This window comes from gamma proteobacterium symbiont of Lampromicra miyakona, from assembly GCF_059730895.1.
Genome location: NZ_AP035932.1, coordinates 4,063,188 through 4,087,523, shown reverse-complemented (window position 1 = coordinate 4,087,523; position 24,336 = coordinate 4,063,188). Strand labels below are relative to the sequence as shown.

Here is a 24,336-nt window from a genome sequence, read left to right as displayed (position 1 = left end):
ACAGCGTTTTCTGTCAGATAAAACGGCCGCGCCCCTGAATGTCATGCAGTCCGGCGCTGCCGTCGGCCTGACGCAGCACGAAGCGATCGGATTGCGCCACCACCGCGCAGCTGTGATTAGGGAAGATGCGCAGCAGGGCACCAACCGCAGGCGCATGTTCGCCATAAGTTAAAAAGCCGTGCTCTTCCGACAACTTCTGCACTTCGTACTGATGGCCATGCTCGTCCACCGCGATGCCGAAACCGCTGGCATTGGTGCCGTGCGGGCCTTTGTCCGAGCTCAGCATTTTGGATCCGGCATCAATGATGGCGTAATAAGGATTAACGGCCACCACGCGCGTCACGACCGTTAACGCCAGCGCATCCGCATCACACAAGCCCAGACGCCAGGCGGTGAGATCCAGCAGGGCATAATTGCCGGGACGAATTTCATCGCTGCCGGCGGCTACCGGTGCCGCCAGCGCCGTGGGCGTGGAGCCAACCGAGACGGGACAAGGGGCAAAACCGGCATCCAGCAGCCGCCGTTGCAGGTCACGCATCAGCGCGATCTCCTGCTGCGCCACCTCAGCTATCGCCGTGGCATGACCCGCAGCGTATGCATGACCCGCATGCGAGATCAGCCCGGCGAAGGGCAATCCGCTGGCGACAATCTGCCGCGCCAGCGTCAGCGCGCTATCACTATGTGGATCGACGCCAACGCGATGCAGACCCACATCCACTTTAATGGCGATCGCCAGCGCGCAGTCCGGCTGCTGCTGATGGGCGGCGGCGATGGCGCTTACGCCCGCCGCGCAATCTGCGATGCAGGTAATGCGCGCCTGATGCTGTGCCGCCAGCTGCAGCAGTTCGGTCAGCGCGGCGGCGTGCACCACGGGATAGGCCAGCAGCACATCGCGTACCCCGCCGTGCACAAAAGCCACGCCTTCGCTCGGTTTCGACACGGTAATGCCGCGCGCACCCAGCTGGTGCTGCTGTTCAGCGATCCAGACGCTTTTATGAGTTTTGATGTGGGGACGCAGCGCGACGCCGGCGGCATCGGCTTTCTGTTGCATCAGTTGCAGGTTACGCTGCAGGCGCGCAGCATCAACTTCCAGGTAGGGCGTAAGCCGGTCGGCGTGCAGCGGTCGCAGCCAGCCTGCTGTCTCAGGGTGTTCCATTATAATAGTCCGCAGGTTACGTCTTGGTGCGGACTATCATTCACGAGCGCCGGTTAGACGTAAAGTGAAGCTTCGCCTGGCGGACGGGTTTTAAAGCGGCGATGCAGCCACAGATATTGCTCAGGCGCGCGCAGAATTTCTTTCTCAATCACCCGATTCATGTACGCCGCGGCGGCCGCTTCATCATCATACGGGTAGTTTTCCAGCTGCGGCTGAATGATCAGCTGATAGCCGTCTTTGCGCGCATTACGAATCAGCACGATGGTCAGCATCGCCGGTTTCGCCAGCCGCGACAGCACAAAGGTGCCATTAGTGGTGGCCGCTTTCTCGACCGCGAACAGCGGGGCAAACACGCTGCCTTTCGGGCCGTAGTCCTGATCCGGCGCGAACCAGACGGCTTCGCCCTGTTTCAGCGCCTGAACCATGCCGCGCAGATCGCGTCGATCAATCATTGCTTTATTGGATCGCATGCGCCCTTTGGTTTGCGCCCACTCCATCGCCTGATTATTGTGCGGGCGATACATCGCCATCATCGGCTGGCACAGTCCGGTGATACGGCCACCCAGCTCCAGCGACATAAAGTGCACGCCAATCACCATCACGCCGCGCTGCTGGCTCTGCGCATGCTGAAGATTGGCGATGCCGTGCACCTGAAAAAGTTGACGCACGCGCGCATCGGACCAGAACCAGGCGATGCCGGTTTCCGCCAGCGCCATGCCCAGCGACTCAAAATTGCCGGCAATCATCATCTCTTTCTCGGCTTCATTAATGTGCGGGAAGCAGAGTTCGATGTTACGCCGCGTGATGCGTTCGCGCCGCTTCAGGAAGTGGCGTGATAGCCGGCCCGCTGTCGCACCCAGCCGGATTAATAAAGGATAGGGGAGCTGCACCAGCAGCCAGAGCACTGCCAGCCCGAACCAGGTAAACCAGTAGCGGGGATGCAAAAGTTTGGAACAGAACTGCCCGGTTTTCTTCATAGCGCCTTCATGTCAGGAGTGAATGTAACGCGCGAAGAAGTCGGTCCATGGTTCCCGGTGCGGTACAACTGTAGTTATTACGACCGGCACTTTAGCAAATAGTGCCGTATAAGATATGTAAACTCTGCAATCTTCAGGATTCAGATGATTGATGGATCGTGCACTAAACGGCCAGGGGAGTGAAATCGGATTGGGTTTAAAAGGCGTAAAAACAATAGGTTGGTGGACTGGCTGGCCAGATTTATATGTCATTTTCGGTCAGTAACAGACACAGTTGTTCATCATTCAGGCAATAATCCTTACATTGCGAAAATTAAATATTGGTCTACCACAGCAACTGGTAACTTCTGTAAACCAGTTTCAGACACAGTAATGTCCATTTGACGCTAAAAAAGCCATGATCAGACACTATTGTGTCTGTGTGGAAGCGCTAAAGCTCAACCAGGCTTAACCTATGGCTACGGTGTGCAGCAAAATCTCGCCGCATACCTGTGGGCAGGCCGCAAAGCAGTCTTATCCAGCCACCTGGCACTATATAAACCGGCGTAATGGCTGCTGTTAGCAAGGAAAGATAAAGCCCTGAGCGGGGCTTTACAGAGATAAGCGTTACTCGATGTTCTGAATCTGTGCATTTATTGTCTTTCATGTTAATGATTTTAATGAATTTTTATCAAATTTTTCCTTTTTGGTACAGCATTTGGTACATGAGCCTTGGGTAATGCTTAAGTTTGGCCATTTTGGCAATGATAATGGGAATCAGGTTTTTTCAATATGCAAGATTTTTTTCAAAAAATTTCACCATTTCCGGACAGTGGCTCAGGGCTAGGAACTTTTAATTTTAGTGGTACTACCATAATTAGTTGATAATTAAGGTTTTTATTAAAGCGGTCGTGATGCATCCCGCTAAGAATCTCTGGGATCGGTATTTAATTACAAACTTTAGAATTAAACATAAGTTATGTTCGATTTAATTTTCATTAGTAGTTTTTTATTTTAAAAATTTTTTATTACTCGATATTTAATTTCATATGGAATTTTATTAAGTTTATTGCGTGCATATTAAAGTTATTAATGTTTGATCGTTCACGATTTAAGCAGTATAAATATGTTTATGATTATCATCATGAGGTTAAAGGAATTGCCATGCCTTTAGATGTTGCTTATTCGTTAGAAATTGAAGATTTTATCGATGCAGACAAAGCTTACGAATTTTACTGGTCCGGCCTAATCACTAACAAGAAAGCCTTTATCTGCCCAGGCGATAGTTGCCAAGCACAAGTAACTTGCGCAAATATTGATGAAGAAACTCAAAATATGAGAGTAGTGCCACATTTCAGAATTTATGGAGAGCATGGTGAAAAATGTGAAATTTTTAATAAGATACCATTGAAAATATTGGAGATGACTTCTGAAGAGAGTTCAGGTGAAAAAAAATCGGTTGAACTTTCTGTGGTTGATTCCTTTATGCTTATAAGGCCTCCCTCATATTATGAAATAAGAGACAAGAATACTAATGTTGACGGGGATGATCTTAAGAAGAAAATAAATTATAAAAGTAAAAACCTTACCTATACTTTGAGGCAAAATGGCTTTATTAGTAGTGTATATTCTGTTAGGACAATAGTTAGCCGATATATAAGGTATTTTTCTGATAAGTCAATTGAAAATAGACTTATAAATATAAGCGGTAAAAGTGTTCCGTATACCTCTTTTTTCAAGTTGATATGGGAACAAGACTTAGAAAATTTGCCTGAGGATAGCCTGATTTATTATGGCTGGGCGTATATTGACAGGTACGACAAAGGATATAAGGTAAAATTTAAAAAAGGGTTTAAGAATAAGGATGGGGTTGTTTTGCCTGTTTCTTTTTTCATAAGCGATAATTTGATTGAAAAGTACCCTATTAAAAAATTAGTAACAAAGAGAATTTCATCTATTTCCTCTATGAGCAAACCTACAGGCTTCGTCTTTATATATGGTACACCAAAATTAAAAAAGTTGGCAACAACCTCCAAAGAGTTCGTAAATTTTTCTTTATATAATCTTGATATGGTTGATGTTAACAAAGATAGCCCTATGCCTAAAAGAAAATGAATATTACTTAAACCTAATTTCTATATAATTCTATGTTGAAAATTAAAAGAGAAATAACATGGCTAAGCTTACGACTATATCAACAATCTCGTCTTATTTTGGTATCAAAGAAGATCTTCTTGATCAGTTAGATGTTGTTGATGTTTTACTTGACTCAGATACACTCCTGTTTATAGATCCCCTTTTATTATCTGATAGCAAACATGACGAAATGAGCAGGGATGCATTCAAAACATATAATGAAACTTTCGAGAAGATAATTAATCTTCTAAAAGCATCAGATGAAATAAATGATCCTGCTTGGAAAGCTGCTAAAAAATTATTTTCTTTTTCTGAGATCGGTTGGACTTGTCTAGGCTACGGTTCTTCCAGCAAAGGCTCAGGGTTTGGGCCTGAACTTGTTAATACCTCAATGATTACAGCATCAAAAATCATAAAATTAAAAATAGATGATCCTGATCTTTTTATGGTTATGTCTTTATTCGAGGAAGGCATTGGTGCTGATAGAATAAGTGATATGACTACAAATATAATATTTAACCATCTTCTTGATTTTACGCTGAAGGTAAATGAAACCTTAAATTTAAAAACGATAAGTTTTAAATTTAAAGGCAGCGTTTATACTTCGATTCTCAATCCATTGACTAATGCTCCTCTAATTCTAGTGCCAAAAGATATAGTTCGTGATCTCCCTATATCTACAGATTGGAGTGGTGCTATTAGCACGATGAAAGAAAATGTTGATTTGCGGGACAGGATTAATGCAAACTTAGGTAGCCTTCTTGCTTCAATGAGCCGAAAAGAGAAAGCTAGAGCAAAAGAAAGGGCATTAGAGAACCGAGAGTATTTTGAAGATTTACTTCAGTTAATAAAAGAAATTGATAGAGAGCCTTATGATTTTGATAATGATAAAAATGGAGAGCTTTTTTGGGCTAGATTATCTTCCTCTTTTAGTAAGGAACATCCATTCGATTTATCTAAATTCAAAAGAAAACTCAATATTGATGATGTTGAAAATTTGGTTGAGGAGATTATCAATCAGTTCTTAGATTTAGTAGAGAACAAGGGGTTATGGAAGGAAATGTGGACTGAGGAGGGAAAAAACAGAAAGGAAAAAGCTGCACAAAGGTTACTGTTTGCAGTCGCTTATTCTTATTGTAAAGCAAATAATTTAGACATAAGTCCAGAGGCTGATGGTGGTAATGGACCTGTTGACTTTAAAATCTCCCAAGGTTTTGATGCTAAGGTTGTTGTTGAAATTAAATTATCAACTAACAATCAGTTAGTACATGGTTTTGAAAAACAGCTTGAAATATATAAAAAAGCAGACGACACGGATAGAGGTTTTTTTGTCATAATGGATGTCGGATTTATGCGAAATAAATACCGAGATTTGCAGCTCATTAATACAGAATTTAAAAAAACCAATAAGAGAACATCTAAGATAATTTTAATAGATGCTAATCAAAGGGCATCAGCCAGCAAAAGAATCTAATAGCATTAGTGCAGGATAACTGAGCTTAAAGAAAGTGCTGTGTTATTCTGCACTGAATGACATATCTCTCTAGCGCGCGCTCGTAGCCCCGCCACGCCTGCCCGCTTTATGCAGCAGTTTTCATGCACCTGCATGATTAAGCCTGAGCCGCGCCGCTGCTGGCCTTATCTGCCGTTCCGGGGTGCCGGAGACTCATGCGTTTTCATGCAGCATAGACATGCACTCACGCAACGGACGTAAAAAAGCCCGGCACGGGCCGGGCTTCGGTGAGTTTCTGTGTCTGTGGCTCAGAAAAGTTTGCGCTTGCGGCGGTCGGTTCTGGCTCCCCGGAAAGGATGCACACCGCTGACGCTCAGCACGTCATCACGGAACATCAGCGGCTGATTTACGCTCGTCCATCGCTTAATCAGGTTCTGGATATATACGCGGTACAGCGTGTCGGCATCGTTCGCGCCTTCGATAACGCCCGGTGCATGGGTTGAGCCATTCCGTTCAAACTGACTGTACTTCATTCTGAGCAGGCTGCCCAGCTCGGCGCCGTGAATGATAAAGAAGTCATCAATCAGCGTATCAATGCGCTCATCCGTGATGCCCTCATGACAGAACACGTAAGCGTTAGCCTTGCGCCCGGTCACGTCGGCCAGCACCGGCAGTTGCTTTTCTTTTTCGGCAATCAGCCCGGCAAGGTCTGATGCCGTTTCCTGCTGCTCCAGATACTCCGCCCGCAGCGCCTTCATCTCCGGCGTGACGTTGCCGCCATTCTGTCCCAGCAGTTCACGGAAGCGTGCCCGGTTGTCCCGGCTTAGCTGCTCCATTTCGGCCTTACGCTGGCGCAGCTCACTGAGATTTTCAGTGGCGGCGTTTTCGGTCTGTCGTGCCTCCAGCCAGGCCAGCATCTTCGTGTTGAGGTCTTCGATACGCAGCCGCCATTCAGAGGACAGCCCCTTTACCAGCTCAGTGGTGTGCCTGATAACGTCGGCCTCGGGTAACCGCAGGAGCCATCCGGCTTCCTTGAGTGGACGCTGTGCTCTGGCCTGCGCCGTACCGATACGGTTACCGGCGGCCTGAATCTGTTCGTCGGTCATCTGCTGCTGTGTCATGCTGTTTTTCCTCTCTGTCAGGGCTGTGCGTGGCGGTCTTTGCGGGCGCTGGCTGAACCATAGCGGCCCAGCGTCTGCGGCTGGCGAACCGGCACGTCATTCTGCGGTTCCTGTTCTGCCACTGCGGGTCTGTGTGGCTTCATGATGATTTTCTCGACGCTCTCCAGTGCGGTGAAGGTGCAGGAGCAGTCAAGGTTCTGGCACTGATACCAGGTGCGCTTTACGGACGGTGCTTCGTAGGCGCTGGTGCGGGTATGGGCTACCTGACCGCATTCGGGACATTTCAGGGCCATTTCGTTTTCCTGTGTGGTCGTTTTCAGTAAGTCAATTGTGCCGGGGCTGGCACAGATGAACCATGTGCGGGCCGTGTACCGTGCCTGACACAACGCCTGCCAGAAAAGGGCGGCTGGCTGACTTACCTTCTCTAAGCGGTGTAACACGGGTAACAGGTGTTACAGCCATGAATTAAAAGAACATTTCTTTATTTTTCCGGTGTAACAAGACGGGTAACACGGTGTAACAGCGCTGACGGATGCGTTACACCTGTTACACCTCACCAGTTAGAGAGGTGTAACAGGCTCAGGCCTTACTGAATGCGGCTGTTACACCCGTTACACCTGTTACACTTTAAAAATAAGACTCACGCAAAGCCTTTAACGTCAGCCCGGCACCTCGCTGTTGAAGACGTAGAGCCTGCGCACGTTCATCTCTGGCGGGCGGATGCTGGTCTGAAGCTTGCCGTCGGCAGAGGCCATGAGGTAGCCACGGTCGGCGCACAGGCGCGCCACCTTGCGCGGATCAAACCCCCTGCAGATTTCCTTCCAGCCGGACGGCATAACGTAGAACGTCGTCACCGCCTCGGTGCCGTGCGCGGTGCTGCCTTTTTCCACCCTGCGCCAGCCCACCATGTTGCCGGGGCGGTTGCGCTCGTCGTGCCAGTCGGCAAAGCGGCTGTACTGGTTGGCCGTGAAGAAGCTGCGCACCTGCTCCAGCGCGGCAATGTCTTCCTGGTTGGCGGTGTGGCCGCGGTCTTTGAGCCAGGCACTCAGGCAGGTGCGGGTTGCCCGCAGCGCCTCACCTTCCTGCCAGCCGGTGATGCCCAGCCGGGTCGCCAGCTCACCTGCCATCGCCACTAGGGCAAAGCGGTTCACCGCGCGGCCCACCTGATTGCCTGCGTCCGGCGGGGTCAGAGCGGCGGTGTACTCCCTCAGCAGCGTTTTAGCCTGCGCCGTCAGCCCGTTCAGGTCGGCGGTCAGCGCCTTCAGCCACTCGCGGAACGGCGCGCCGTAGTAGCTGGCCGTCGCCCATTCCAGATGTTCGGCCAGAGCCTTGCCGCTACCGAAGCCGTGCAGCTCCTCAAACACGCCGAACTTCCCGGAGTCGCTGGGTATCTGGATCATCCTGACCTCCATTCCGGCAAAGGTGCGCTCGCCTGCCTTCGCGGCGTGCTCAGTCAGCGACAGCTCGCCGGTGGAGAAGAACAGCAGCCGCCACTGCTTGCGGGTGCGCAGCTCGCCGTCCGTACCGGCACGGCCCTTGCCCTGACCGTTTGCCAGCATGTAGGCGATGTTGCCCGCCTCGCGCCCGTCCACCTCGCGGATTTCGTCGAGCATCATGGCCGCGTCGTTGCGGCGGCTGGCGCAGCCCTCCAGCGCGTTGCCGGTGGCGCGCCACGTCTGCCAGTAGTCCGGCCCGCCGCACACGGAGGTGGCCGCCTTCATGGTGGTGGTCTTGCCGTCCGTGGATTCCCCCTTGAGGTGATAGCCGCCGCCGTCCATGCCGACCAGCCGCAGCAACGGAGCGGCAAAGGCGAGGCTGACCGCAAACGCCACGCGGGAGTTGCCGGTGCAGAAGCGGGAAACGTGCTCGCGCCACTCCTGCGTGGTGCCGGACACGCGGAAATCGCGCCCCTGTACGGAGGTGGTCTGGAGTATCACGCTATCGGCCCCGTCGCCGCTCACCTCGTCCTGGAGGACGTAAACCTGACCGTGCCAGCCGGTGCGGCTCACGCAGGTCACGCGGCGCTCCGGCTTGCACAGCGAGATATATTCCATCAGGCGCGCGCGGGCCTCGCCGGTGGTGCTGATGTACGACAGGCCGTTGACCAGCAGCACCCGTCGCAGCTCCTCGCCGCTGCCGCTCAGCATCTCCATCGGCATGGCCCAGCGGCGGCGCTCGCCCCATGTATCCTCCCACTCCAGCAGGCGGCCAAAGTTGCCGCCATCGGCGTCGCAGGTGATGGCCGTGACGCGCAGCGGATTGCAGATTTTGACGTTCTGGATTTCGGTTTCGCCGTTGCGCTGCACCTGCTTTTCGTACCAGAGGTATTCCTGCGTCAGCCGGAACCCGTGCGGCAGCTGCGTGCGGCCCTCACCGCACAGCACCAGACCGTTACGAAAGGCTTCGCGGGCGCGGGTCACGCCGTGCTCCCGGTGAAAGTCGTTCCAGTCGGCTTTGATTTCGCCCGGCGGCAGGCTCACCCAGCCACTGACGGCTTTTGCTGCCTTCTCTGCGAACGCTCTGCCGGGGTTCTCACCCGCATCCTGAAAATCGTTGTCACCGGCGATGATGATTTTCACCTCCGGCCAGCGCGCCCGCATCGCCTGCGCCACGTTCGGCAGGTTGCCTGCCGAAATCGCGGCCACCACGCAACCGGCGGTCAGCTGGCTTACCGTGAGCGCCGTGGCGTAGCCCTCGGTGATGACCACCTGCACCGGCGGCTCAGGCGGCAGCGGGCTGAGCGCCACAAACGCAGCCTTCATGGTGCTGCCGGGCAGCAGGCTTTTCTCCCCTGCGGGGGCAATCAGCTGCGCACCGGTCACCGCGCCGTCTGATGTGGTCAGCGGCAGCAGCAGGGAACCCGCAGGGAAGGCCGTGCCGCCTATGCGCTGCGCGCTGCCGGTCAGGCAGGCCGGATAACCGGCAAAGCCTTTGTCTGCGAGGTAGGCACTTTCACCGCTGTGGCTGGCCTTCTCCAGCGCACCGACGATGGCGGCCATGTCGCGCTTCGGGGCTTTTTCTCTGGCAGGCTTAACCGGCAGGGCTTGCACGTCACGCACGTCCAGCACCTCTGCCACCGCCTGCGCAGCCTGCTTTACCCCTTTGCCCGTCACCAGCTTCACCAGGTCAAGGCCGTCACCGTGGCCGCAGTGGCTGCAAATCCACGTACCCCGGCCCTCAAGGTCATCCATGCGAAAACGGTCTTTGCCTTCACACTTAGGGCAGGGGCCGTGCCTGCCGCCGTCCGGCACGTCCACGCCCAGCATCTGAAGAATGACCGGCCAGCGGCCGCGTGCGGCGGCTGTGATGTGTGATACTGACTGTACTGTCATAACGCCTCCTTAATGCCGGTACAGCGACGCGCCGGTGTCGCAGAACGATTCAAACGCCGCCGGAAGCGTGGCGTAAAGCCCTTCCATTACCTCATACCCGCGCGCCGTCAGAGCGGGCGGTGCGGTCAGGAGCGTCGGCTCCACCATGTCGGTAAGCAGTGCCAGCGCCGCCGCAGCGCCGTGCGCTTCGCCATACTCGTTAACCATCGCGCTCTCAATATGCAGGGCGATGGCCATCTCGATACGCTCCACCGTCATGCGGTGCGGGCCGCGCATTTCGCTGCCGGTGTCGGCCAGATGCCTGGCCCGCCATGCGGAAGCGATGGCGCGACGGTACAGTGCCGTTGTCAGCTCGAGCGGGAACACGGATACCTGTGGCTTCTTCATTCGCGGGCCTCCTCAATCAGTGCACAGCAGCGCGTACGTCGGTCAGGTCGGCGCGCAGGTAATCCATCAGTGCGGCTACGCCGGGCAAGCTATGCGTGGTTAATGAACCCGGACAGGAATGCTCGGAAAACAGTAGCTGGAGCAGGTCGCAGGCTTCCTTTGCACGGGTCAGCTTCTCAAAAGCGTCTTCCGGCAGGCCGTAGGTAAAGGCGGCAAATGCACCGCTTTCAGGCAAGGGGATGCCCTGAGCACCGTTGTGCCCGATTGAAACTGTCATGATTTACTCCATTAAAGCTGGCTGTGTGTCAGAGGAATTTTGAGTAGTGGCCGTCGTCAGGCTCCGCAGGCTGCTGTGCAGCCCGCTCTCGCCAGCGCTCATACTTCACCGTGGGATGCAGATTAAACGGGCTGAACCCGCCGCTGCCTCCGGCCGGGGCGGTTAGACGATGCGGCGCACCGGCAAGCCGGGTATAGTTTTCCTGAAACCACGCCAGCGGGGATGAGGTCACCTGACCGTCACTGTCGTAGCGATACAGCACCTCGTGACTGAACTCAGGGTTAGCGGATGCGACTGACGCAGGCGCATCGGTAAATCGCAGTACCGTCACCGTCCAGCCCTGCGAATGCTGCCAGCGTTCGCCGCTTTGAACATATTCACGCATGAAGGCCTCCGCGGCAGGGCAGGCGGCCCGCAAAGAGCAGGATGTAATCAGCCGCCATTCGGCTGCGTGCGCTGCGCTCGTCAATGGCAGTAATACGCAGCATGACGGGGCGGCAGGACAACTGAGAACGGTTGATTGCCGCGAAGATCCAGGTAGACTTTGATGCAGCCATAGGGGGACTCCCAAGTTCATTTATGGTCAGGCTTTGTGAGGTATTGCGAGTACCTTGCAGAGCCGCTTGTTTTCAAATGCTTTGTTGTATAAGGTACGTACCTTACCGTTCTTATTAAAGTTAAAGGTACGTACAATGTCAAGAGTTAAAGATCGCACTCCTAAAACCGGTGGCAAATCACCCACCTTCCAGATCCGCATCAATCCAGAGCTAAGAGAGCAACTCGATCTTGAAGCAGCCAAAGACCAAACCACACTCGGTAACTGGTTCAAGGAGGTTGCAAGAGAAGAACTTAAGCGTCGTGGCATCGAACCTAAAGGATGATTTTTGCGGTGACTCGTCTCCGCATATTTATCAATGTGCACGCTGCTGCCCTATCCATTCTTTTACCTCCTCAACGCGCCAGGCAGTAATACGTGCGGAAATTTTTACTGGCTTCGGAAATGATCCAGATGCAACCCGTCGCCATAGCGTTGCAGACGAAAACGGCAGGCAATGCATCAACTGTTTTTGCCTGATAAATCCGGTTTCAGGGATTATTCCGTAAGGTGTGTGCTTCAAATTAGGATTTCCTATCTCAGTGAGTACAAGTGGTGTGGGATGAGATTAATGGAGACATATTGATGAATTCCACTGAAAGTGGAATTCCATCAAGAACATAAAAATTCCACTTAAAAAAGTGAATTCCATCGATTCATTACTGTTGGAGAGGGAAGGTGAGGGAGTTTAAACTTATGATTTATAAGTGACTTATTTTAAAAAGGTTTGTTTTGCACTTCATTGCACCTCATTGCCCTTTATAAACACTTAGGTTCGACACTATTGGCCAATATTGGCAACTAAAGGGCAATCGAAGGTAATGCCTAGGCATTGTTTGGCACATTTCGATACCGGAAGAGATATCAATGCATCTTAAAAGTAAGCAACAAAACGTCACTCCTCATCATAAAGTGAGTTAAGAGATGCTCTCAGCTTGTCGTAAAAAGAAGATTTACCCATCCCTTTTTGGCTTATGCCATTAGATTTCGCATAATCGCTCAACAATCTGTGCAAAGGTTCGATGCTTGGGGAGCCAGCATTGTTAATCCACTTTGTCGATCCACTGGCTGATTTTTCCATAGCGAGATTGATCGCGAGCAAACCTATAATTTTATGAAGAGATGCATTCTCCTCGTTTTTCTTGTGGGCACCACGCTTGTCATGAGCATTTTCTTTAGCGATTAAAACTGCCTTTTCGCCTCCACACTGAAAAATGAGTGATTCACCATACTTTTTATATGTTTGACTCAAGGCTTGAGTGCATCTTTCAATCAAAACATCAGGAGTTACATCTTTTTCAAGGAGAATGAAACAAGATGAGAAAAGGATGTTTGCCTCTATGGGGCTATTGGTCGCGATTGTTTTAGGATAAAGTATATCCAGTTCTTTTTGCTTTCCTTGTGATTTAAGGATAGCGTGTAAATTCCTGTTAACTCTAATTAGATATACACAATAATCACTGATAATATTGTTTTTATCTTTCGGTAACTCATCGTTTCTAAGGTTAGGATCAACATTGGCTAATGCTCTAGCCAATTCCTTTATTTCAACTTGAGGGTAGTGGACTAGCCTTTCAATGGAGCTACCTTTTGAGAAACTAAAATGCATTATAAATTCGCCTCTATTTCAGCCAGAAAATCAGCTAGTTTATTAAGCGCTAATTTTCTTTCATTAAAGTAATTATGTCTATTGTAGATACCTTCAACGCCTTTAATGCGATGGTTAAGACAACGCTCTGCCACCACTGGGTCGATACCTAAAAAGGCCAGATGTGTTCTGGCGGTTCGCCTGAAGTCGTGGATAGTAAAGCCTTTAACTTCCTTCATATGCGGTTTAAGCTTTGCCAGCGCTACGGGAAGAGTGCTTTCTGCAATGTGAGGTATCATCCTATTCTGCATCTTTCTTGCAGGTAGAACCCATTCACTGCCTAAAGAGAGTTGCTTTAGCTCATTCAGCCAAACCAAAGATAATTCAGGAAGAGGGATATCCAGGTTGTCGCCATTTTTAGTGTTTCTCAAATACCACACACCCTCTTCAAGATTAAAGTCTTCCCATTTGGCCGAGCACAGTTCCATTTTCCTGCAGCAAAGAAGTAAGAGTAATTTAAAAGTTATTTCATTCTGTCGGCTAAATCCTTTAGCTATTTTCATCGCGCGGAAAAGTAACGTAATTTCTTCTTTTGAAAGAAAACGGTCTCTGGATTTTTCTTGGCCACCTGCATCATTGTTATCAAAGGCTGCCGCTGGGTTAACACTCAAATAGTGACGTTTTATACCATAGTTGAATATGCGCTTTATCCAACGTAATACATCATTAGCGATAGTTGGCGCGCCGCGTTGAACAATACTCTGCAACATTTTATCAATATCACCAGGCTTAACGTCTTCAACCTTTATGTTGCCTATGTGAGGCTTGATATCTTTTTCAATACGCCTGCGAAGAATATCGGGGTGTTTCCAGCGCCCAACAATTTGTTTCTCGTAGTACTCAATCGCAAGGTCAGAAACACGACGAGCGTTCTTCTCTTTCTCGATTTTGGCAAGCGTGGAGGCTTTACGCTCCTGCTTCTCTCCGGCGACGTCATAGCCTAAAGCTACTCTTGCCGATAGCTCTCTGGCCCGTTCGCGCGCTTTTGCTAAGGATAGATCCCCGTACGAACCGATCCACATCGCACGGGCTTTGCCTCCGTAGCTGTAGCGAAAGCGCCATTTGGGTATTGAGAACTCTTTGCGGTAGCAAAGGTACAATCCGTTTCCGTCAGAGCGTCCTTCAAACCGTTCCTGAGACTTGATCCAAGCTTTTATCTGTATGTCTGTTAGCTTTCCCATTCTGCCTGCTTGTACCAAACCGATAACGGTAAAAGGATAATTGGTACATCAGATGGTACAGTAAAAGTGCGAGGTTTTGCGAGAAGTGATGATTCTTAATGAGACAATAAAACCCGTAAGTCACGGGTTTTATTGTTGTTATTACATCATGTGAAAGTAAATGAGAACTTACTCTATGTTCTGAATCTGCTCGCGCATCTGTTCGATCAACACCTTGAGCTCAATCGCTGAGGCGGTGATGTCCGCATTGATCGATTTCGACGCCAGCGTGTTCGACTCGCGGTTGAACTCCTGCATCATAAAATCGAGGCGGCGGCCGACGGCTTCTTTCTTCTTCAGAATGTTGTAAGTCTCTTTCACGTGCGCATCGAGGCGATCCAGCTCTTCGGCTACATCAATACGCTGGGCCATCATCACCAGTTCCTGCTCAAGGCGATTGTTCTCCAGCTGTACCTCAGCTTCTTCCAGCTTGCTCACCAGACGCTCGCGCTGCCATTTCAGCACTTCTGGCATCTGCGCACGTACTTTGCTGACCTGCTCGGTCACGCCCTGCAGCCGCTGTTCGATCAGCGCTTTCAGCGCGTTGCCTTCACTTTCACGCGCAATGATGAAATCGTCCAGCGCGCCATCCAGCGCTGCCAGCAGTTCCGCGTTGATGGCATCCAGATCCTGCTCCTGCGCGGTCATCACGCCCGGCCAGCGCAGAATATCCAGCGGGTTAATTGCGCCTTCATCACTCTGCATCTTCACCCAGTTCGCCGCCTGCACCAGCTGTTTAGCCAGCGACTCATTCAGCTGCAGCTCACCCTGGGCGCTCGCATCGGCGTCGAAGCGCAGGTTGCACTCGATTTTGCCGCGCGTCAGTCGGTTGCGGATGCGTTCGCGAATCACCGGCTCCAGGCTGCGAAACTGCTCCGGCAGGCGGATATAGGTTTCGAGGTAACGCTGGTTGACGGAACGCAGTTCCCAGGCGGCGCTGCCCCAGCTGCCTTTGGCTTCACGGCGGGCGTATGCGGTCATACTGCGGATCATAAGCTTCTACTCATTCAGGAAATGTTCTTCGAATTATAGCGAGGGTGCTCCCGGCATGATAGGCGTAAACGCACAGCAGGGTGCCAGGCCTTTGACAACCGCGTTTATTGTTATTTACCGATGTTTTCAGGCGATAAAAATATCAAGGTTGTGAATGCAGAGATAAATAACGTTTTAATCTGGCGAAAAAATAGCTACTGCGTGAATTGACCTGCGGTAATTATCGCCAGCTTGTGAACGGGCAGGCTTTTTCCCTTGATTAAAATCATTAAAACACTGATGCAAAGCTGTGAATTGTGTCAATCCATTGATTTTAATGGCTTTAATAACCGTTAAAACATAATGGATTTGTGAGTGTTGTTTTTGATCATATATAACGAAAATACCGTTGCGCAGGGCAAAATTGATCTCTATCGTTGGCACCACTTGAGGACGACAACCACAAAAATGATGTGGGCGGCCATCAGGAAAAATATAAGTAATTAAATTTTTCTATACACAGCAAATTGAATAAGACCGACGCAGAACGCGCTCCTTGTTTTATTCACCTAAATGGAAATCAGCAAATGAACATGAACAAAATCGTTGTGGCTTTAGGTCTGTCTATGTCTCTGGTGGCGGGTTCTGCGATGGCAGCAGGTGAAGGTAACGGTACTGTGACGTTTAAAGGTGCGATTGTTGATGCGCCATGCTCCATCGAACCGGGTTCAGTCGATCAGACGGTTGAGCTGGGTCAGATTTCCAACCTGGCGCTGAAAGACGGTGGCCGTTCTACACCGCGTCCATTCCAGATCAAACTGGAAAACTGCGACACCGCAACCAAAAAAGAAGTGACCGTGACCTTTGCCGGTACTGGCTCTCAGGTTATCCCGGGCAAACTGGCTATCACCGGTACTGCATCAGGCGCGGCGATCGGCATCAACTTCGGCGATACCGAAATTGAACTGGGTACCGCAACACCAGCGCAAAAACTGATGGACGGCAACAACCAGCTCTCCTTCGCAGCCTTCCTGCAGGGTGGCGGCGCTTCTGAGACTATCGTCCCGGGCGAATTCCAGAGCGTGGCTGACTTCGCACTGAACTATCAGTAATGGTCAGAGACTGGCGGGCTTCCTTGCCCGCCACTCTATCTTTTCGCTTAAGGAACTGCGGCGATGAGTCGTTTTATGCCTGCGGCGATAGTTTCGGCATCGGTGCTTTTCATCAATGACTGCCGCGCCGAACAGTTGATCGACCGCGGCCGCGTTGCGTTACGCGGCGCCATTCATCAGGGTGCCTGCGCCATTAAGGTCGATGATGCTGAACAAACCATCGCGATGGGGGTGCTGCCGCTGGCGCGCCTGCAGCGTGACGGTAAAGGGCCGGGTTTTCCCTTCTCTATCCAGCTGGTCAATTGTCCGGTGGAGTACAGCGCGTCGGGAGGCGTGGCACGCACCTTTTCTATCACCTTTGACCACGATGGCCCGCCGGGTCAGCAGCGTTTTGCTGTGTATGGCGATGCCAAAGGGGTAGAGCTGATGATTACGGATACGCAGGGCAACACCATTGCTCCCGGTGAGGCGCAGCCGATCGATCAGCATCTGACGCAGCAGCACGACCTGCGTTATCGGCTCACGCTGGTCAGCAACCAGCAGCAACTGCACAGCGGGAGTTACGCCGCCGCGATTCGTTTTCACATTAATTACAACTGATCTTTCACGGTTTACGGACACCGCTTGCCATGAAAAAGGCTTCATTAACTGCGCCAGTCTCATGCGTGCGCAGGCAGCGTATCAGGCTGACGCCGCTCAGCGTGGCGTTAATGTTAGCCCTCGGCTACAGTGCTCCGCTCTTCGCTGCCGGTGCGGTCTCATTCAACACCGATATTCTTGATCTCAACGATCGGCAAAACATCGATCTGTCGCAGTTTGCTCAGGCTGGCTACATCATGCCGGGCGAATACATGATGGAGCTGCGCGTCAACCAGACACAGATTCCGGAAATGCTGGTGCGCTACTACGCGCCCGAAAACGCGCCAAATGAAAGTCTGCCCTGCCTGACACCCGAAATGGTGGATAAACTGGCGCTGAAACCGGAAGTGCTGAAAAACGCGTCGTGGCTGCAGGACGGCCAGTGTCTGGCGGTGGATTCCATCTCCGGCATGCAGGTGCGCGGCAATCTGGGTGAATCTCGCCTCAACATCACCATTCCACAGGCATGGCTGGAGTACAGCGCCGCCAACTGGGAACCGCCGTCGCGCTGGGATAACGGCGTCCCGGGCCTGTTAATGGATTACAACCTGTTTGCCTCCACTACGCGTGCGCAATACGGCGCTAAAAGCCAGAGTGTGAGCGGCAACGGCACCGGTGGCGTTAACGCCGGTGCCTGGCGCCTGCGTGCGGACTGGCAGATGCAGCAAAATCGTGGCACGGGCAGCCATCGCCAGGAATTCACCTGGACACGCTTTTACGCCTATCGGCCGCTGCCTTCTCTCCAGGCGAAAGCCACGCTGGGCGAGAACTATCTCGATTCCGGCATGTTTGACAGCTTTCGCTATCTTGGTGCGGCGATCACCAGCGATGACAACATGCTGCCGCCCAACCTGCGTGGCTATGCGCCGGAAGTAACCGGTATCGCCAAAACCAACGCCAAAGTCACCATTAGCCAGCAGGGACGGGTGATTTATGAATCGCAGGTGGCTGCCGGTCCATTTCGTATTCAGGATCTCAATGATGCCGTCTCCGGCCAGCTTGACGTGCGCGTCGAGGAGCAGGACGGCAGCGTGCAGACCTTTAGCGTCGATACCGCCACCATCCCGTATCTGACCCGTCCGGGCCGCGTGCGTTACAAATTCGCCAGCGGCAAACCAGGCAGCGAAGAGCACAAAACGCAGGGCCCTACGTTTGCCACCGGCGAATTCTCCTGGGGGATCAGTAACGGCTGGTCGATGTACGGCGGCGGGCTGGCCGCAGGCAATTACAAAGCGTTATCGATGGGTCTGGGGCGCGATCTGCTGTTGCTGGGCGCCATTTCGTTTGATGCCACCCAGTCACAGGCTGGCTTACCGCAGCAGGGCAACAAAAGCGGCGGCTCTTATCGCCTGAGCTATTCCAAACGCTTCGAGGAACTTGATGGTCAGGTGACGTTTGCCGGCTACCGTTTTTCGCAGCGCAACTTTATGAGTCTGCCGCAGTATCTCGACGCGCGTTATCGCAACCAGCAGGTTTCTAACAGCAAAGAGCTCTACACCATTACGCTCAACAAGCACTTTCGCAGCCTGAACCTGAGTAGTTACCTCAGCTACAGCCATCAGACCTATTGGGATCGTGACCCGCTGGATCGCTGGAGCTTTTCCACCTCGCGCTACTTTGATGTCGGCCGGTTTAAGAATCTGAGTTTAAGTCTGTCGCTCAACCGGACGCAATATAACGGCAAAAACGATGACAGCGTTTACCTCAACTTCAGTATGCCGATTGGCGGTGATAGTAGCCTGAGCTACAGCCAGCAAACCAGCGGTAAGCAAACCACCCACTCGGCCAGTTTTTATGACCGGCTGGACAGTAACAACAGTTACAGCCTGAGCGCCGGCCTCAATAACGATCGCCGTCAGTCGTTCAGCGGGTTTTACAGTCATCAGGGCAGTCTGACCAGCATGACGGCCAGCGCCAGCGCGCAGCAGGGACAGTACCGCAGCGCCAGCCTGTCACTGCAGGGCGGTTTAACGCTCACGCCGCAGGGCGCGGCGCTGCACCGGCTGGGCATGCCCGGCAGCACGCGTCTGATGGTTGATACCGATGGCGTCTCCGGCGTACCGGTCAACGGTGGTGGCAGTAACACGTATACCAATTTCTTTGGCAAAGCGGTGATTTCGGATGTGAACAGCTATTACCGCAACACCGCCAGTATCGATGTCACCGGACTGGCTGACAACGTGGAAGCGTCGCGCCCGGTAACCCAGATCACCCTGACCGAAGGCGCCATCGGTTACCGGCGTTTTGGTGTGATTAAAGGTATCAAAGCCATGGCCGCCATCCGGCTGGAAGATGGCAGCTGGCCGCCCTTTGGGGCCAGCGTCCAGAGTAACGGACGCGAAGTGGGCATTCTGGATGATGACGGCCTGGTATGGCTGAGTGGCATTGAGGCCGGTGCCAGCATGGATGTGCGCTGGAACGGCGAAACCCAGTGTCAGCTGGCATTACCCGATCCTCTGCCGCAGCAGTTGCTCGACGAAGGACAGAACTTGTTATTACTTTGCACGCGCCGCGCCGCGCCTGCTTCTTCAACGTAAGGAAAGAGTTAATCATGCTGGTAAAAACGCTGAGCGGCGCCTTGCTGCTCTCCACGCTGACGCTATCGCTGCAGGCTCACGCGGCGATTGCGCTTGATCGCACCCGGGTCATTTTTAACGGTAACGAAAAAAACGTCTCACTGAATATCAGCAATGAAAACAAGCAGCTGCCTTATCTGGCGCAGGGCTGGATTGAAGACAGCAGCGGTAAAAAAATTACGTCACCGCTGGTACTGCTGCCGCCGGTGCAGCGCGTCGAACCGGGCGAACGCAGCGTGGTGAAAGTGCAGGCGCTGCCCGCCATCAAGTCTCTGCCACAGGATCGTGAATCGGTGTTCTATTTCAGCATGCGTGAAATCCCGCCGCGCAGCGAGAAGAGCAACGTGCTGCAAATCGCGTTGCAGACGCGTATCAAGCTGTTCTATCGCCCGGAAGCGATCGTGGTGAGCAATCCGTCAGTGGTGACGCCATGGCAGGAAAAACTGACGCTGACGCGCAAGGGTGCACGCTACCAGCTGAATAATCCCACGCCTTACTTCATTACGCTGGTGGATGCACAGCCAGCGAAAGGCCAGTCGCTGAAGAAGAGCTTTGAACCGGTCATGGTCGCGCCAAAAACCAGTATCGATCTGGGCGTGAACGCAGCAGAACTGGGCAGCGCGCCGCTATTAACCTACATCAACGACTACGGCGGCCGTCCAACGCTGGCGCTGAAGTGTGCCGGCGACAGCTGCAGCGTCGTCAGTAACAAGGTGGAGCAGTAAGCGATGCGTGTGCTGTTGCTGGTGCTGACGCTGTTGAGCCTGACTCTGCAGGCGGCAACCAACGGCGTGGTGCATGTGTATGGCGCGCTGCAGGAGAGTCCATGCTGGCTTGACGTCGGTAACAATGATCAGGCGGCTGGCCTCGATACCACGCCGACCGCCGCGCTGCAACAGGTCGGCGAGCAGGTGATGAAGCAGGCGTTAACGCTGCATTTGCAGGACTGTCCGTACAGTATCCGCAATGTCGCCGATCCGCTATGGCTGCAACATGTGCCGTCCATCAGCATCGACTTTTTTGCCCCGCAAAGTCTGGCCGACCCGCAGCTGATTCGCGTACAGGGCTCTGACGGCGTGGGCCTGCAATTGTTTGATGAGAACCATCAGCCGCTGCCGCCCACCTTCCGCAATCTGCGCGTGCCGCTCAGCGCCGGTAGCAATGTGCTGAGCTGGCTGACGGTAGAGGAACGCACCGCGCTGCCGCTGCAGCCGGGTGCCTGGTCAGCCAGCGGTCAGTTACAGGTGAACTATGACTAAGCATCGACTTGTTCCGTTGATGAAGTATTACAGCAGGCTGCTGATCGGTAGCCTGCTGCTGTGCATCTGCTGGCCGCTGCATGCGGTGGAGCTGCGCCTGCACGGTACGCTGATTGAGAATCCGCCCTGCACGCTGAATGACAACCAGAGCCTGATGATTGAGTTTGGCGATGCGCTGAGCGTGAAAAAGATCGATGGCGTCAACTATCTGCAGCGTAAGGCGATACCGGTCAAGTGCACCGAGGATCCGGGTGCGGCATTGCAGGTGCGTCTGACCGGTACCGCTTCCGGATTCGACAGCAGTGCGCTGCTCAGCAGTGTGAGTGCGCTGGGTATTCGCTTTTATCTGGCCAGCAAGCCGCTGGCGGTCAACAGCACGTTGCCGATTGTTTTCCCCGGCACACTCGATCTCGGCGCGGTGCCGGTACAGCAGCCGGGCGTGACGCTGGAGGGTGGGGAGTTCACCGCCAGCGCGGCGCTGCTGCTGGAATATCAGTAAGGAGAGGCGATGAGAGCGGGAGTAATGCTGGTACTGGGATGGCTGCTGGTGTCACAGGCACAGGCGATAGAGATGCAGCTGCACGGCACGCTGGTGGCGGAACCCTGTTCGCTGGAGCCGGATCAGCAGCAGCTGGAACTCAACTTTGGCGATATCGTTGCGAAATCGCTGTATCAGAATCCGCGCACGCCGGCGCGTCCGCTGGTGATGCGTCTGAGCAGTTGTGATACCGAACTGGGTAAAGACGTCGAGCTGGTGTTCAACGGTATTGCCGATGCCGAGCAGCCCGATCTGCTGGCGCTGGCCGGTGATGCCGGTGCCAAAGGCGTGGCCATTGGCCTGAGTGATGCGGACGGAAAGCTGGTGCCCATTAACCGCGGCGTGATGCATTTTCCGCTGCAGCAGGGCGACAACCAGCTGCAGTTCAGTGCCTGGCTGCAGGCTTCGGCGAGCGCGATTGCCGAGCGCACCATTGAGCCTGGCAACGTATCGGCGATTGCTACTTTTTATCTGAACTATCCCTGAGTGCCTGTTATGTGGTTGATAAATCAACATATCACGTTTGACCCGGATCGGCGCCTGTTGCGCGATCGGCATGATAACGAGCTGCTGCTCAACCAGAGCAGCGCACGCTGCCTGGCGCTGTTTCTGCAAAAGCCGGGTGAGGTCATTAGCCACGAAACGCTGCTGGATGAAGGCTGGCGTAGCCAGGGGGTGCACGTGACGGAAAACTCGCTGCGCCAGATGCTATCGATGCTGCGTAAGCAGTTTCTGCAACTGCGGGTTGAAGGAGAAACCTTTGTCACCGTTCATCGTCAGGGCTACCGGCTGCATGAGTCGGTGCGGGTGGAAGCCTGTTTACCGCTGGCTGAAGCCGTAGAAGAAGCGCGCATTGCGTCGGAAGCACGTATTCAGCCGCTGGTGACCACTCATGTGCATACTGTGCCGCTGCCGGTGATAGCGCCGCCGATCACCGCCGCCTCGGGAGAGGAAACGCCCGCTGCGGCGCCACGCAGCCGTTCCGGACTGGTGTTAATCGGCATGTTGATCAGCGCAGTGCTGTTACTGGTGCTGGCCTTACTCGGCATTAAGGTGCTGGAGATTCGCGACGTGGTGACTGTGACCTATGCACCCTATCGCCACGTGCAGGGCCGACAGTGGTATATCCAGGACGACTTCAGCGCCACCGAGCGTGAAGAGATCGATCAAAATCTGCAGCTGGTGAGTGACAGCATGGCGCGCTTTATCCAGCTGGCCGAAGAGGAACGCCACATTTATATCAACCGCACCAAGCTGGCTGACCGTTACAGCTGGTTTATCTGTCAAAACCCTATCGAGCAGAAGGATGCGTTATGTCGGTCAGCCATATATTTCGTCGCCGAGTAACCTGGGTGTTGCAGGGGGGATTACTGATGCTGGCGCTGGTACTGGCGGCCATCCTGATTTATCAGCTGTCACGTCGCATTCCCCATTGTGAAGCGGATTCGATTCTGATTTCCAGAGAGGCGGGACAGCTGGTGGTGTCGCACGGGCAGTGGAAAGTGCAAAACAGCCTGTTTCAGGCCACTGGCAATTACAGCGGCATGATCAGTTATTACTCGCCACAACAGCAACTGCAGCGCCGCGAACCGGTAGACGTCTCTTTTGAGCTGCGCCACAGCTTCTCCGGCGCCGCGCTGCGCAGCGAAACCACTGCTATCTCCTACAACCTCGCTAATCGTGCCTCACCACAGAATATTGAACGCTATATCTCCGCCGGCCTGGCGCCCGGCCATGTCAATTACGGCTGGATTTATCGTCTGCAGAATGTGCGTTATGTGATTGGTAATAATGCGAATCCGTCTGTGATTTGTAAGAAATAACATTATTTTTAAGCTTTAAAATTAAGGGCGCTACAAATGGGAAAGTTAATTATTATCTTCATTTCTTTCACGATGATTAATTCGGTAGTCGCTTATGCAAGGAATGAAAACGCATGCTGGGGAGAACCCGTAAATATCACGGCAATTTCAGCAACTTCAATTGGCTCTTTCCCTTCTAATAGAAAAGGTACAGAGAAAAGAATTTTCTTTAAGACAGAGCCAACAACATTTCCTGGTTATTGTAATAAAAGTTTTGCGGGAACACCGAATGGCATGCATTATTATGGGGATATGAATCCATTATTTTCTCTTTCTGAATTAAATCAAGGGTACTATAAATTAAGTGAAGATGTTGATATCAGAATATCTCTTGGGACAATTTATAAAAGTTATAAGTTTCCTATGATTCCTCCGAATTCAGTAAGCGGAGCTGTCAAGCCAAATGGTGTGGGTGAAAGAATATACGTTAATAATTTTTCAGCCGCAGGTGAGGGTTTTATAGATTTAGTACTTAGGCGGGATATCATTGGTGGGGCTATAATTATACCGGCTGGTGTAAAGCTCTACGATATGTATAGAGTTTTAACTATATCTCCATACCCACCTAAACCTGAAGATCCACTTCTTCAAGGTGTTATTATGGGCGGAGGAGTTATAATCCCAGTTCCTGTTGTCTGTAAAATTAATCAGGATAATCTAATTCAGGTAGAGTTTGGTAATTTAAGTATTGCAGCTGTTTCTGATTCTGAATCAAATCCGTCCTTCATCAAAGACATTCCTATTGACGTGTCGTGTAGTGAGAGTATCACAAAAAAGGTTGGAATAAAGCTGGTTTCAGAGTTCTCTCCATTTTCGAGTAATCTGGTGGCAACAAGTAATCAAAGTTTAGGTCTTGCCATGCTTCATAATGGGGTAATAATAAAGCCGTACGACTCTTTTCCAATGGATATATATGATGGGTTAGGTCATGCTGCCTTTAGTATATTTCCTGTAAAAAATAAAATGTCCAGGTTAGAATCAGGTGAATTTACTGCTTCTGCGATTTTGATTGTGACGCCAGACTGAGCTCTGTTTAAATATAGCATGATGGTTGTTGTATTGCACATTGTGAGTCGGGCTCGATTCTGATTTCTCAG

Annotated in this window: 25 protein-coding genes and 1 pseudogene; 13 read left to right on the top strand and 13 right to left on the bottom strand. The window is 52.2% G+C overall.

The annotated features are described in order from the left end of the window. Nucleotides 1-13 precede the first annotated feature (13 nt). Together AC6I8P_RS19215 and lpxP are read right to left on the bottom strand one after the other, a co-directional pair. Entirely contained in the window at nt 14-1,156 is a 1,143-nt protein-coding gene (locus AC6I8P_RS19215) for an alanine racemase (RefSeq protein ID WP_238561342.1), read from the bottom strand. 53 nt (nt 1,157-1,209) lie between these two features. Beyond that, entirely contained in the window at nt 1,210-2,133 is a 924-nt protein-coding gene (gene lpxP / locus AC6I8P_RS19210) for a kdo(2)-lipid IV(A) palmitoleoyltransferase (protein ID WP_238561341.1), read from the bottom strand. 1,071 nt (nt 2,134-3,204) lie between these two features. Here lpxP and AC6I8P_RS19205 point away from each other — a divergent pair. Then, nucleotides 3,205-4,227 carry a hypothetical protein gene (locus tag AC6I8P_RS19205; protein WP_498030892.1) on the top strand — a complete coding sequence of 341 codons (1,023 nt, stop codon included), beginning with the start codon at nt 3,205-3,207 and terminating at the stop codon, nt 4,225-4,227. Between the two features lie 58 nt (nt 4,228-4,285). Then, complete coding sequence (locus AC6I8P_RS19200; RefSeq protein WP_498030891.1) at nt 4,286-5,722, top strand: DUF8370 family protein; 1,437 nt, start codon at nt 4,286-4,288, stop codon at nt 5,720-5,722. A 287-nt stretch (nt 5,723-6,009) separates the two neighbouring features. Here AC6I8P_RS19200 and AC6I8P_RS19195 read toward each other — a convergent pair whose 3' ends face one another. From AC6I8P_RS19195 to AC6I8P_RS19165, 7 genes and pseudogenes are all read right to left on the bottom strand, one after another. Next, complete coding sequence (locus AC6I8P_RS19195; RefSeq protein WP_498030890.1) at nt 6,010-6,822, bottom strand: phage polarity suppression protein; 813 nt, start codon at nt 6,820-6,822, stop codon at nt 6,010-6,012. Nucleotides 6,823-6,839: 17 nt separating this feature from the next. Then, nucleotides 6,840-7,115 carry an ogr/Delta-like zinc finger family protein gene (locus AC6I8P_RS19190; protein ID WP_147789969.1) on the bottom strand — a complete coding sequence of 92 codons (276 nt, stop codon included), beginning with the start codon at nt 7,113-7,115 and terminating at the stop codon, nt 6,840-6,842. A gap of 366 nt (nt 7,116-7,481) precedes the next feature. Beyond that, entirely contained in the window at nt 7,482-10,154 is a 2,673-nt protein-coding gene (locus AC6I8P_RS19185; protein WP_498030889.1) for a DUF927 domain-containing protein, read from the bottom strand. A 9-nt stretch (nt 10,155-10,163) separates the two neighbouring features. Further along, entirely contained in the window at nt 10,164-10,541 is a 378-nt protein-coding gene (locus AC6I8P_RS19180) for a DUF5375 family protein (RefSeq protein ID WP_485520860.1), read from the bottom strand. Further along, nucleotides 10,538-10,818: pseudogene (locus AC6I8P_RS19175) on the bottom strand (hypothetical protein). Before AC6I8P_RS19175 ends, AC6I8P_RS19180 begins: the two are co-directional and overlap by 4 nt. 28 nt (nt 10,819-10,846) lie before the next feature. Then, nucleotides 10,847-11,203 carry a hypothetical protein gene (locus AC6I8P_RS19170; protein WP_498030888.1) on the bottom strand — a complete coding sequence of 119 codons (357 nt, stop codon included), beginning with the start codon at nt 11,201-11,203 and terminating at the stop codon, nt 10,847-10,849. Continuing rightward, on the bottom strand, nt 11,196-11,375 hold the full coding sequence (locus tag AC6I8P_RS19165) for a host cell division inhibitor Icd-like protein (protein ID WP_498030887.1): 180 nt from the start codon (nt 11,373-11,375) through the stop codon (nt 11,196-11,198). Before AC6I8P_RS19165 ends, AC6I8P_RS19170 begins: the two co-directional genes overlap by 8 nt. 135 nt (nt 11,376-11,510) lie before the next feature. On the opposite strand from AC6I8P_RS19165, the gene AC6I8P_RS19160 reads away from it, so the two are divergent. Beyond that, nucleotides 11,511-11,699, top strand: a complete 189-nt coding sequence (locus AC6I8P_RS19160; protein ID WP_060681334.1) for a hypothetical protein — start codon at nt 11,511-11,513, stop codon at nt 11,697-11,699. Between the two features lie 30 nt (nt 11,700-11,729). Here AC6I8P_RS19160 and AC6I8P_RS19155 read toward each other — a convergent pair whose 3' ends face one another. The 4 genes from AC6I8P_RS19155 to AC6I8P_RS19140 form a co-directional block, all read right to left on the bottom strand. Beyond that, the gene (locus AC6I8P_RS19155) at nt 11,730-11,936 is read right to left on the bottom strand and encodes a helix-turn-helix transcriptional regulator (protein ID WP_498030886.1); all 207 of its coding nucleotides are present in this window, start codon (nt 11,934-11,936) and stop codon (nt 11,730-11,732) included. Nucleotides 11,937-12,308: 372 nt separating this feature from the next. Further along, nucleotides 12,309-13,022 (bottom strand): hypothetical protein, encoded by a 714-nt coding sequence (locus AC6I8P_RS19150; protein ID WP_498030885.1) that lies wholly within the window; start codon nt 13,020-13,022, stop codon nt 12,309-12,311. Next, a complete protein-coding gene (locus AC6I8P_RS19145) occupies nt 13,022-14,242 on the bottom strand; it encodes a tyrosine-type recombinase/integrase (protein ID WP_498030884.1) in 1,221 nt (406 codons plus the stop codon). Before AC6I8P_RS19145 ends, AC6I8P_RS19150 begins: the two co-directional genes overlap by 1 nt. Before the next feature lie 168 nt (nt 14,243-14,410). Further along, nucleotides 14,411-15,274 carry a YicC/YloC family endoribonuclease gene (locus tag AC6I8P_RS19140; protein ID WP_021507096.1) on the bottom strand — a complete coding sequence of 288 codons (864 nt, stop codon included), beginning with the start codon at nt 15,272-15,274 and terminating at the stop codon, nt 14,411-14,413. Nucleotides 15,275-15,840: 566 nt separating this feature from the next. Between AC6I8P_RS19140 and AC6I8P_RS19135 the strand changes: the two genes are divergently transcribed. The 10 genes from AC6I8P_RS19135 to AC6I8P_RS19090 all read left to right on the top strand — a co-directional run bounded on the left by AC6I8P_RS19135 (nt 15,841) and on the right by AC6I8P_RS19090 (nt 24,265). Next, a complete protein-coding gene (locus AC6I8P_RS19135) occupies nt 15,841-16,365 on the top strand; it encodes a fimbrial protein (protein ID WP_021507095.1) in 525 nt (174 codons plus the stop codon). 63 nt (nt 16,366-16,428) lie between these two features. Next, nucleotides 16,429-16,965: a fimbrial protein gene (locus tag AC6I8P_RS19130; RefSeq protein ID WP_021507094.1), complete on the top strand. Its 537-nt coding sequence runs from the start codon at nt 16,429-16,431 to the stop codon at nt 16,963-16,965. 29 nt (nt 16,966-16,994) lie between these two features. Further along, nucleotides 16,995-19,541, top strand: coding sequence for an outer membrane usher protein (locus AC6I8P_RS19125; RefSeq protein ID WP_498030883.1), 2,547 nt, complete (start codon nt 16,995-16,997; stop codon nt 19,539-19,541). A gap of 14 nt (nt 19,542-19,555) precedes the next feature. After that, nucleotides 19,556-20,305, top strand: a complete 750-nt coding sequence (locus AC6I8P_RS19120; protein WP_498030882.1) for a fimbria/pilus periplasmic chaperone — start codon at nt 19,556-19,558, stop codon at nt 20,303-20,305. A 3-nt stretch (nt 20,306-20,308) separates the two neighbouring features. Continuing rightward, the gene (locus AC6I8P_RS19115) at nt 20,309-20,839 is read left to right on the top strand and encodes a fimbrial protein (protein WP_132466155.1); all 531 of its coding nucleotides are present in this window, start codon (nt 20,309-20,311) and stop codon (nt 20,837-20,839) included. Beyond that, nucleotides 20,832-21,338 (top strand): fimbrial protein, encoded by a 507-nt coding sequence (locus tag AC6I8P_RS19110; protein ID WP_081035969.1) that lies wholly within the window; start codon nt 20,832-20,834, stop codon nt 21,336-21,338. Before AC6I8P_RS19115 ends, AC6I8P_RS19110 begins: the two co-directional genes overlap by 8 nt. Before the next feature lie 9 nt (nt 21,339-21,347). After that, a complete protein-coding gene (locus tag AC6I8P_RS19105) occupies nt 21,348-21,863 on the top strand; it encodes a fimbrial protein (protein WP_031279633.1) in 516 nt (171 codons plus the stop codon). A gap of 9 nt (nt 21,864-21,872) precedes the next feature. Further along, the gene (locus AC6I8P_RS19100; RefSeq protein WP_058775466.1) at nt 21,873-22,724 is read left to right on the top strand and encodes a winged helix-turn-helix domain-containing protein; all 852 of its coding nucleotides are present in this window, start codon (nt 21,873-21,875) and stop codon (nt 22,722-22,724) included. Beyond that, a complete protein-coding gene (locus tag AC6I8P_RS19095; protein WP_127833493.1) occupies nt 22,691-23,200 on the top strand; it encodes a hypothetical protein in 510 nt (169 codons plus the stop codon). The genes AC6I8P_RS19100 and AC6I8P_RS19095 overlap by 34 nt, the downstream gene beginning before the upstream one ends. Before the next feature lie 36 nt (nt 23,201-23,236). Then, nucleotides 23,237-24,265 carry a fimbrial protein gene (locus tag AC6I8P_RS19090; RefSeq protein WP_481658031.1) on the top strand — a complete coding sequence of 343 codons (1,029 nt, stop codon included), beginning with the start codon at nt 23,237-23,239 and terminating at the stop codon, nt 24,263-24,265. Nucleotides 24,266-24,336 lie beyond the last annotated feature (71 nt).

Bases quoted from the DNA above. Each gene is read 5' to 3' on its own strand.
- AC6I8P_RS19160 (WP_060681334.1), top strand. From the start codon at position 11,511: ATGTCAAGAGTTAAAGATCGCACTCCTAAAACCGGTGGCAAATCACCC.
- AC6I8P_RS19185 (WP_498030889.1), bottom strand. From the start codon at position 10,154: ATGACAGTACAGTCAGTATCACACATCACAGCCGCCGCACGCGGCCGC.
- AC6I8P_RS19120 (WP_498030882.1), top strand. From the start codon at position 19,556: ATGCTGGTAAAAACGCTGAGCGGCGCCTTGCTGCTCTCCACGCTGACG.
- AC6I8P_RS19215 (WP_238561342.1), bottom strand. From the start codon at position 1,156: ATGGAACACCCTGAGACAGCAGGCTGGCTGCGACCGCTGCACGCCGAC.
- AC6I8P_RS19205 (WP_498030892.1), top strand. From the start codon at position 3,205: ATGTTTGATCGTTCACGATTTAAGCAGTATAAATATGTTTATGATTAT.
- lpxP (WP_238561341.1), bottom strand. From the start codon at position 2,133: ATGAAGAAAACCGGGCAGTTCTGTTCCAAACTTTTGCATCCCCGCTAC.
- AC6I8P_RS19190 (WP_147789969.1), bottom strand. From the start codon at position 7,115: ATGGCCCTGAAATGTCCCGAATGCGGTCAGGTAGCCCATACCCGCACC.
- AC6I8P_RS19170 (WP_498030888.1), bottom strand. From the start codon at position 11,203: ATGCGTGAATATGTTCAAAGCGGCGAACGCTGGCAGCATTCGCAGGGC.
- AC6I8P_RS19100 (WP_058775466.1), top strand. From the start codon at position 21,873: ATGTGGTTGATAAATCAACATATCACGTTTGACCCGGATCGGCGCCTG.
- AC6I8P_RS19110 (WP_081035969.1), top strand. From the start codon at position 20,832: ATGACTAAGCATCGACTTGTTCCGTTGATGAAGTATTACAGCAGGCTG.
- AC6I8P_RS19105 (WP_031279633.1), top strand. From the start codon at position 21,348: ATGAGAGCGGGAGTAATGCTGGTACTGGGATGGCTGCTGGTGTCACAG.
- AC6I8P_RS19130 (WP_021507094.1), top strand. From the start codon at position 16,429: ATGAGTCGTTTTATGCCTGCGGCGATAGTTTCGGCATCGGTGCTTTTC.
- AC6I8P_RS19180 (WP_485520860.1), bottom strand. From the start codon at position 10,541: ATGAAGAAGCCACAGGTATCCGTGTTCCCGCTCGAGCTGACAACGGCA.
- AC6I8P_RS19195 (WP_498030890.1), bottom strand. From the start codon at position 6,822: ATGACACAGCAGCAGATGACCGACGAACAGATTCAGGCCGCCGGTAAC.
- AC6I8P_RS19090 (WP_481658031.1), top strand. From the start codon at position 23,237: ATGGGAAAGTTAATTATTATCTTCATTTCTTTCACGATGATTAATTCG.
- AC6I8P_RS19145 (WP_498030884.1), bottom strand. From the start codon at position 14,242: ATGGGAAAGCTAACAGACATACAGATAAAAGCTTGGATCAAGTCTCAG.
- AC6I8P_RS19140 (WP_021507096.1), bottom strand. From the start codon at position 15,274: ATGATCCGCAGTATGACCGCATACGCCCGCCGTGAAGCCAAAGGCAGC.
- AC6I8P_RS19150 (WP_498030885.1), bottom strand. From the start codon at position 13,022: ATGCATTTTAGTTTCTCAAAAGGTAGCTCCATTGAAAGGCTAGTCCAC.
- AC6I8P_RS19095 (WP_127833493.1), top strand. From the start codon at position 22,691: ATGTCGGTCAGCCATATATTTCGTCGCCGAGTAACCTGGGTGTTGCAG.
- AC6I8P_RS19165 (WP_498030887.1), bottom strand. From the start codon at position 11,375: ATGGCTGCATCAAAGTCTACCTGGATCTTCGCGGCAATCAACCGTTCT.
- AC6I8P_RS19135 (WP_021507095.1), top strand. From the start codon at position 15,841: ATGAACATGAACAAAATCGTTGTGGCTTTAGGTCTGTCTATGTCTCTG.
- AC6I8P_RS19125 (WP_498030883.1), top strand. From the start codon at position 16,995: ATGAAAAAGGCTTCATTAACTGCGCCAGTCTCATGCGTGCGCAGGCAG.
- AC6I8P_RS19115 (WP_132466155.1), top strand. From the start codon at position 20,309: ATGCGTGTGCTGTTGCTGGTGCTGACGCTGTTGAGCCTGACTCTGCAG.
- AC6I8P_RS19200 (WP_498030891.1), top strand. From the start codon at position 4,286: ATGGCTAAGCTTACGACTATATCAACAATCTCGTCTTATTTTGGTATC.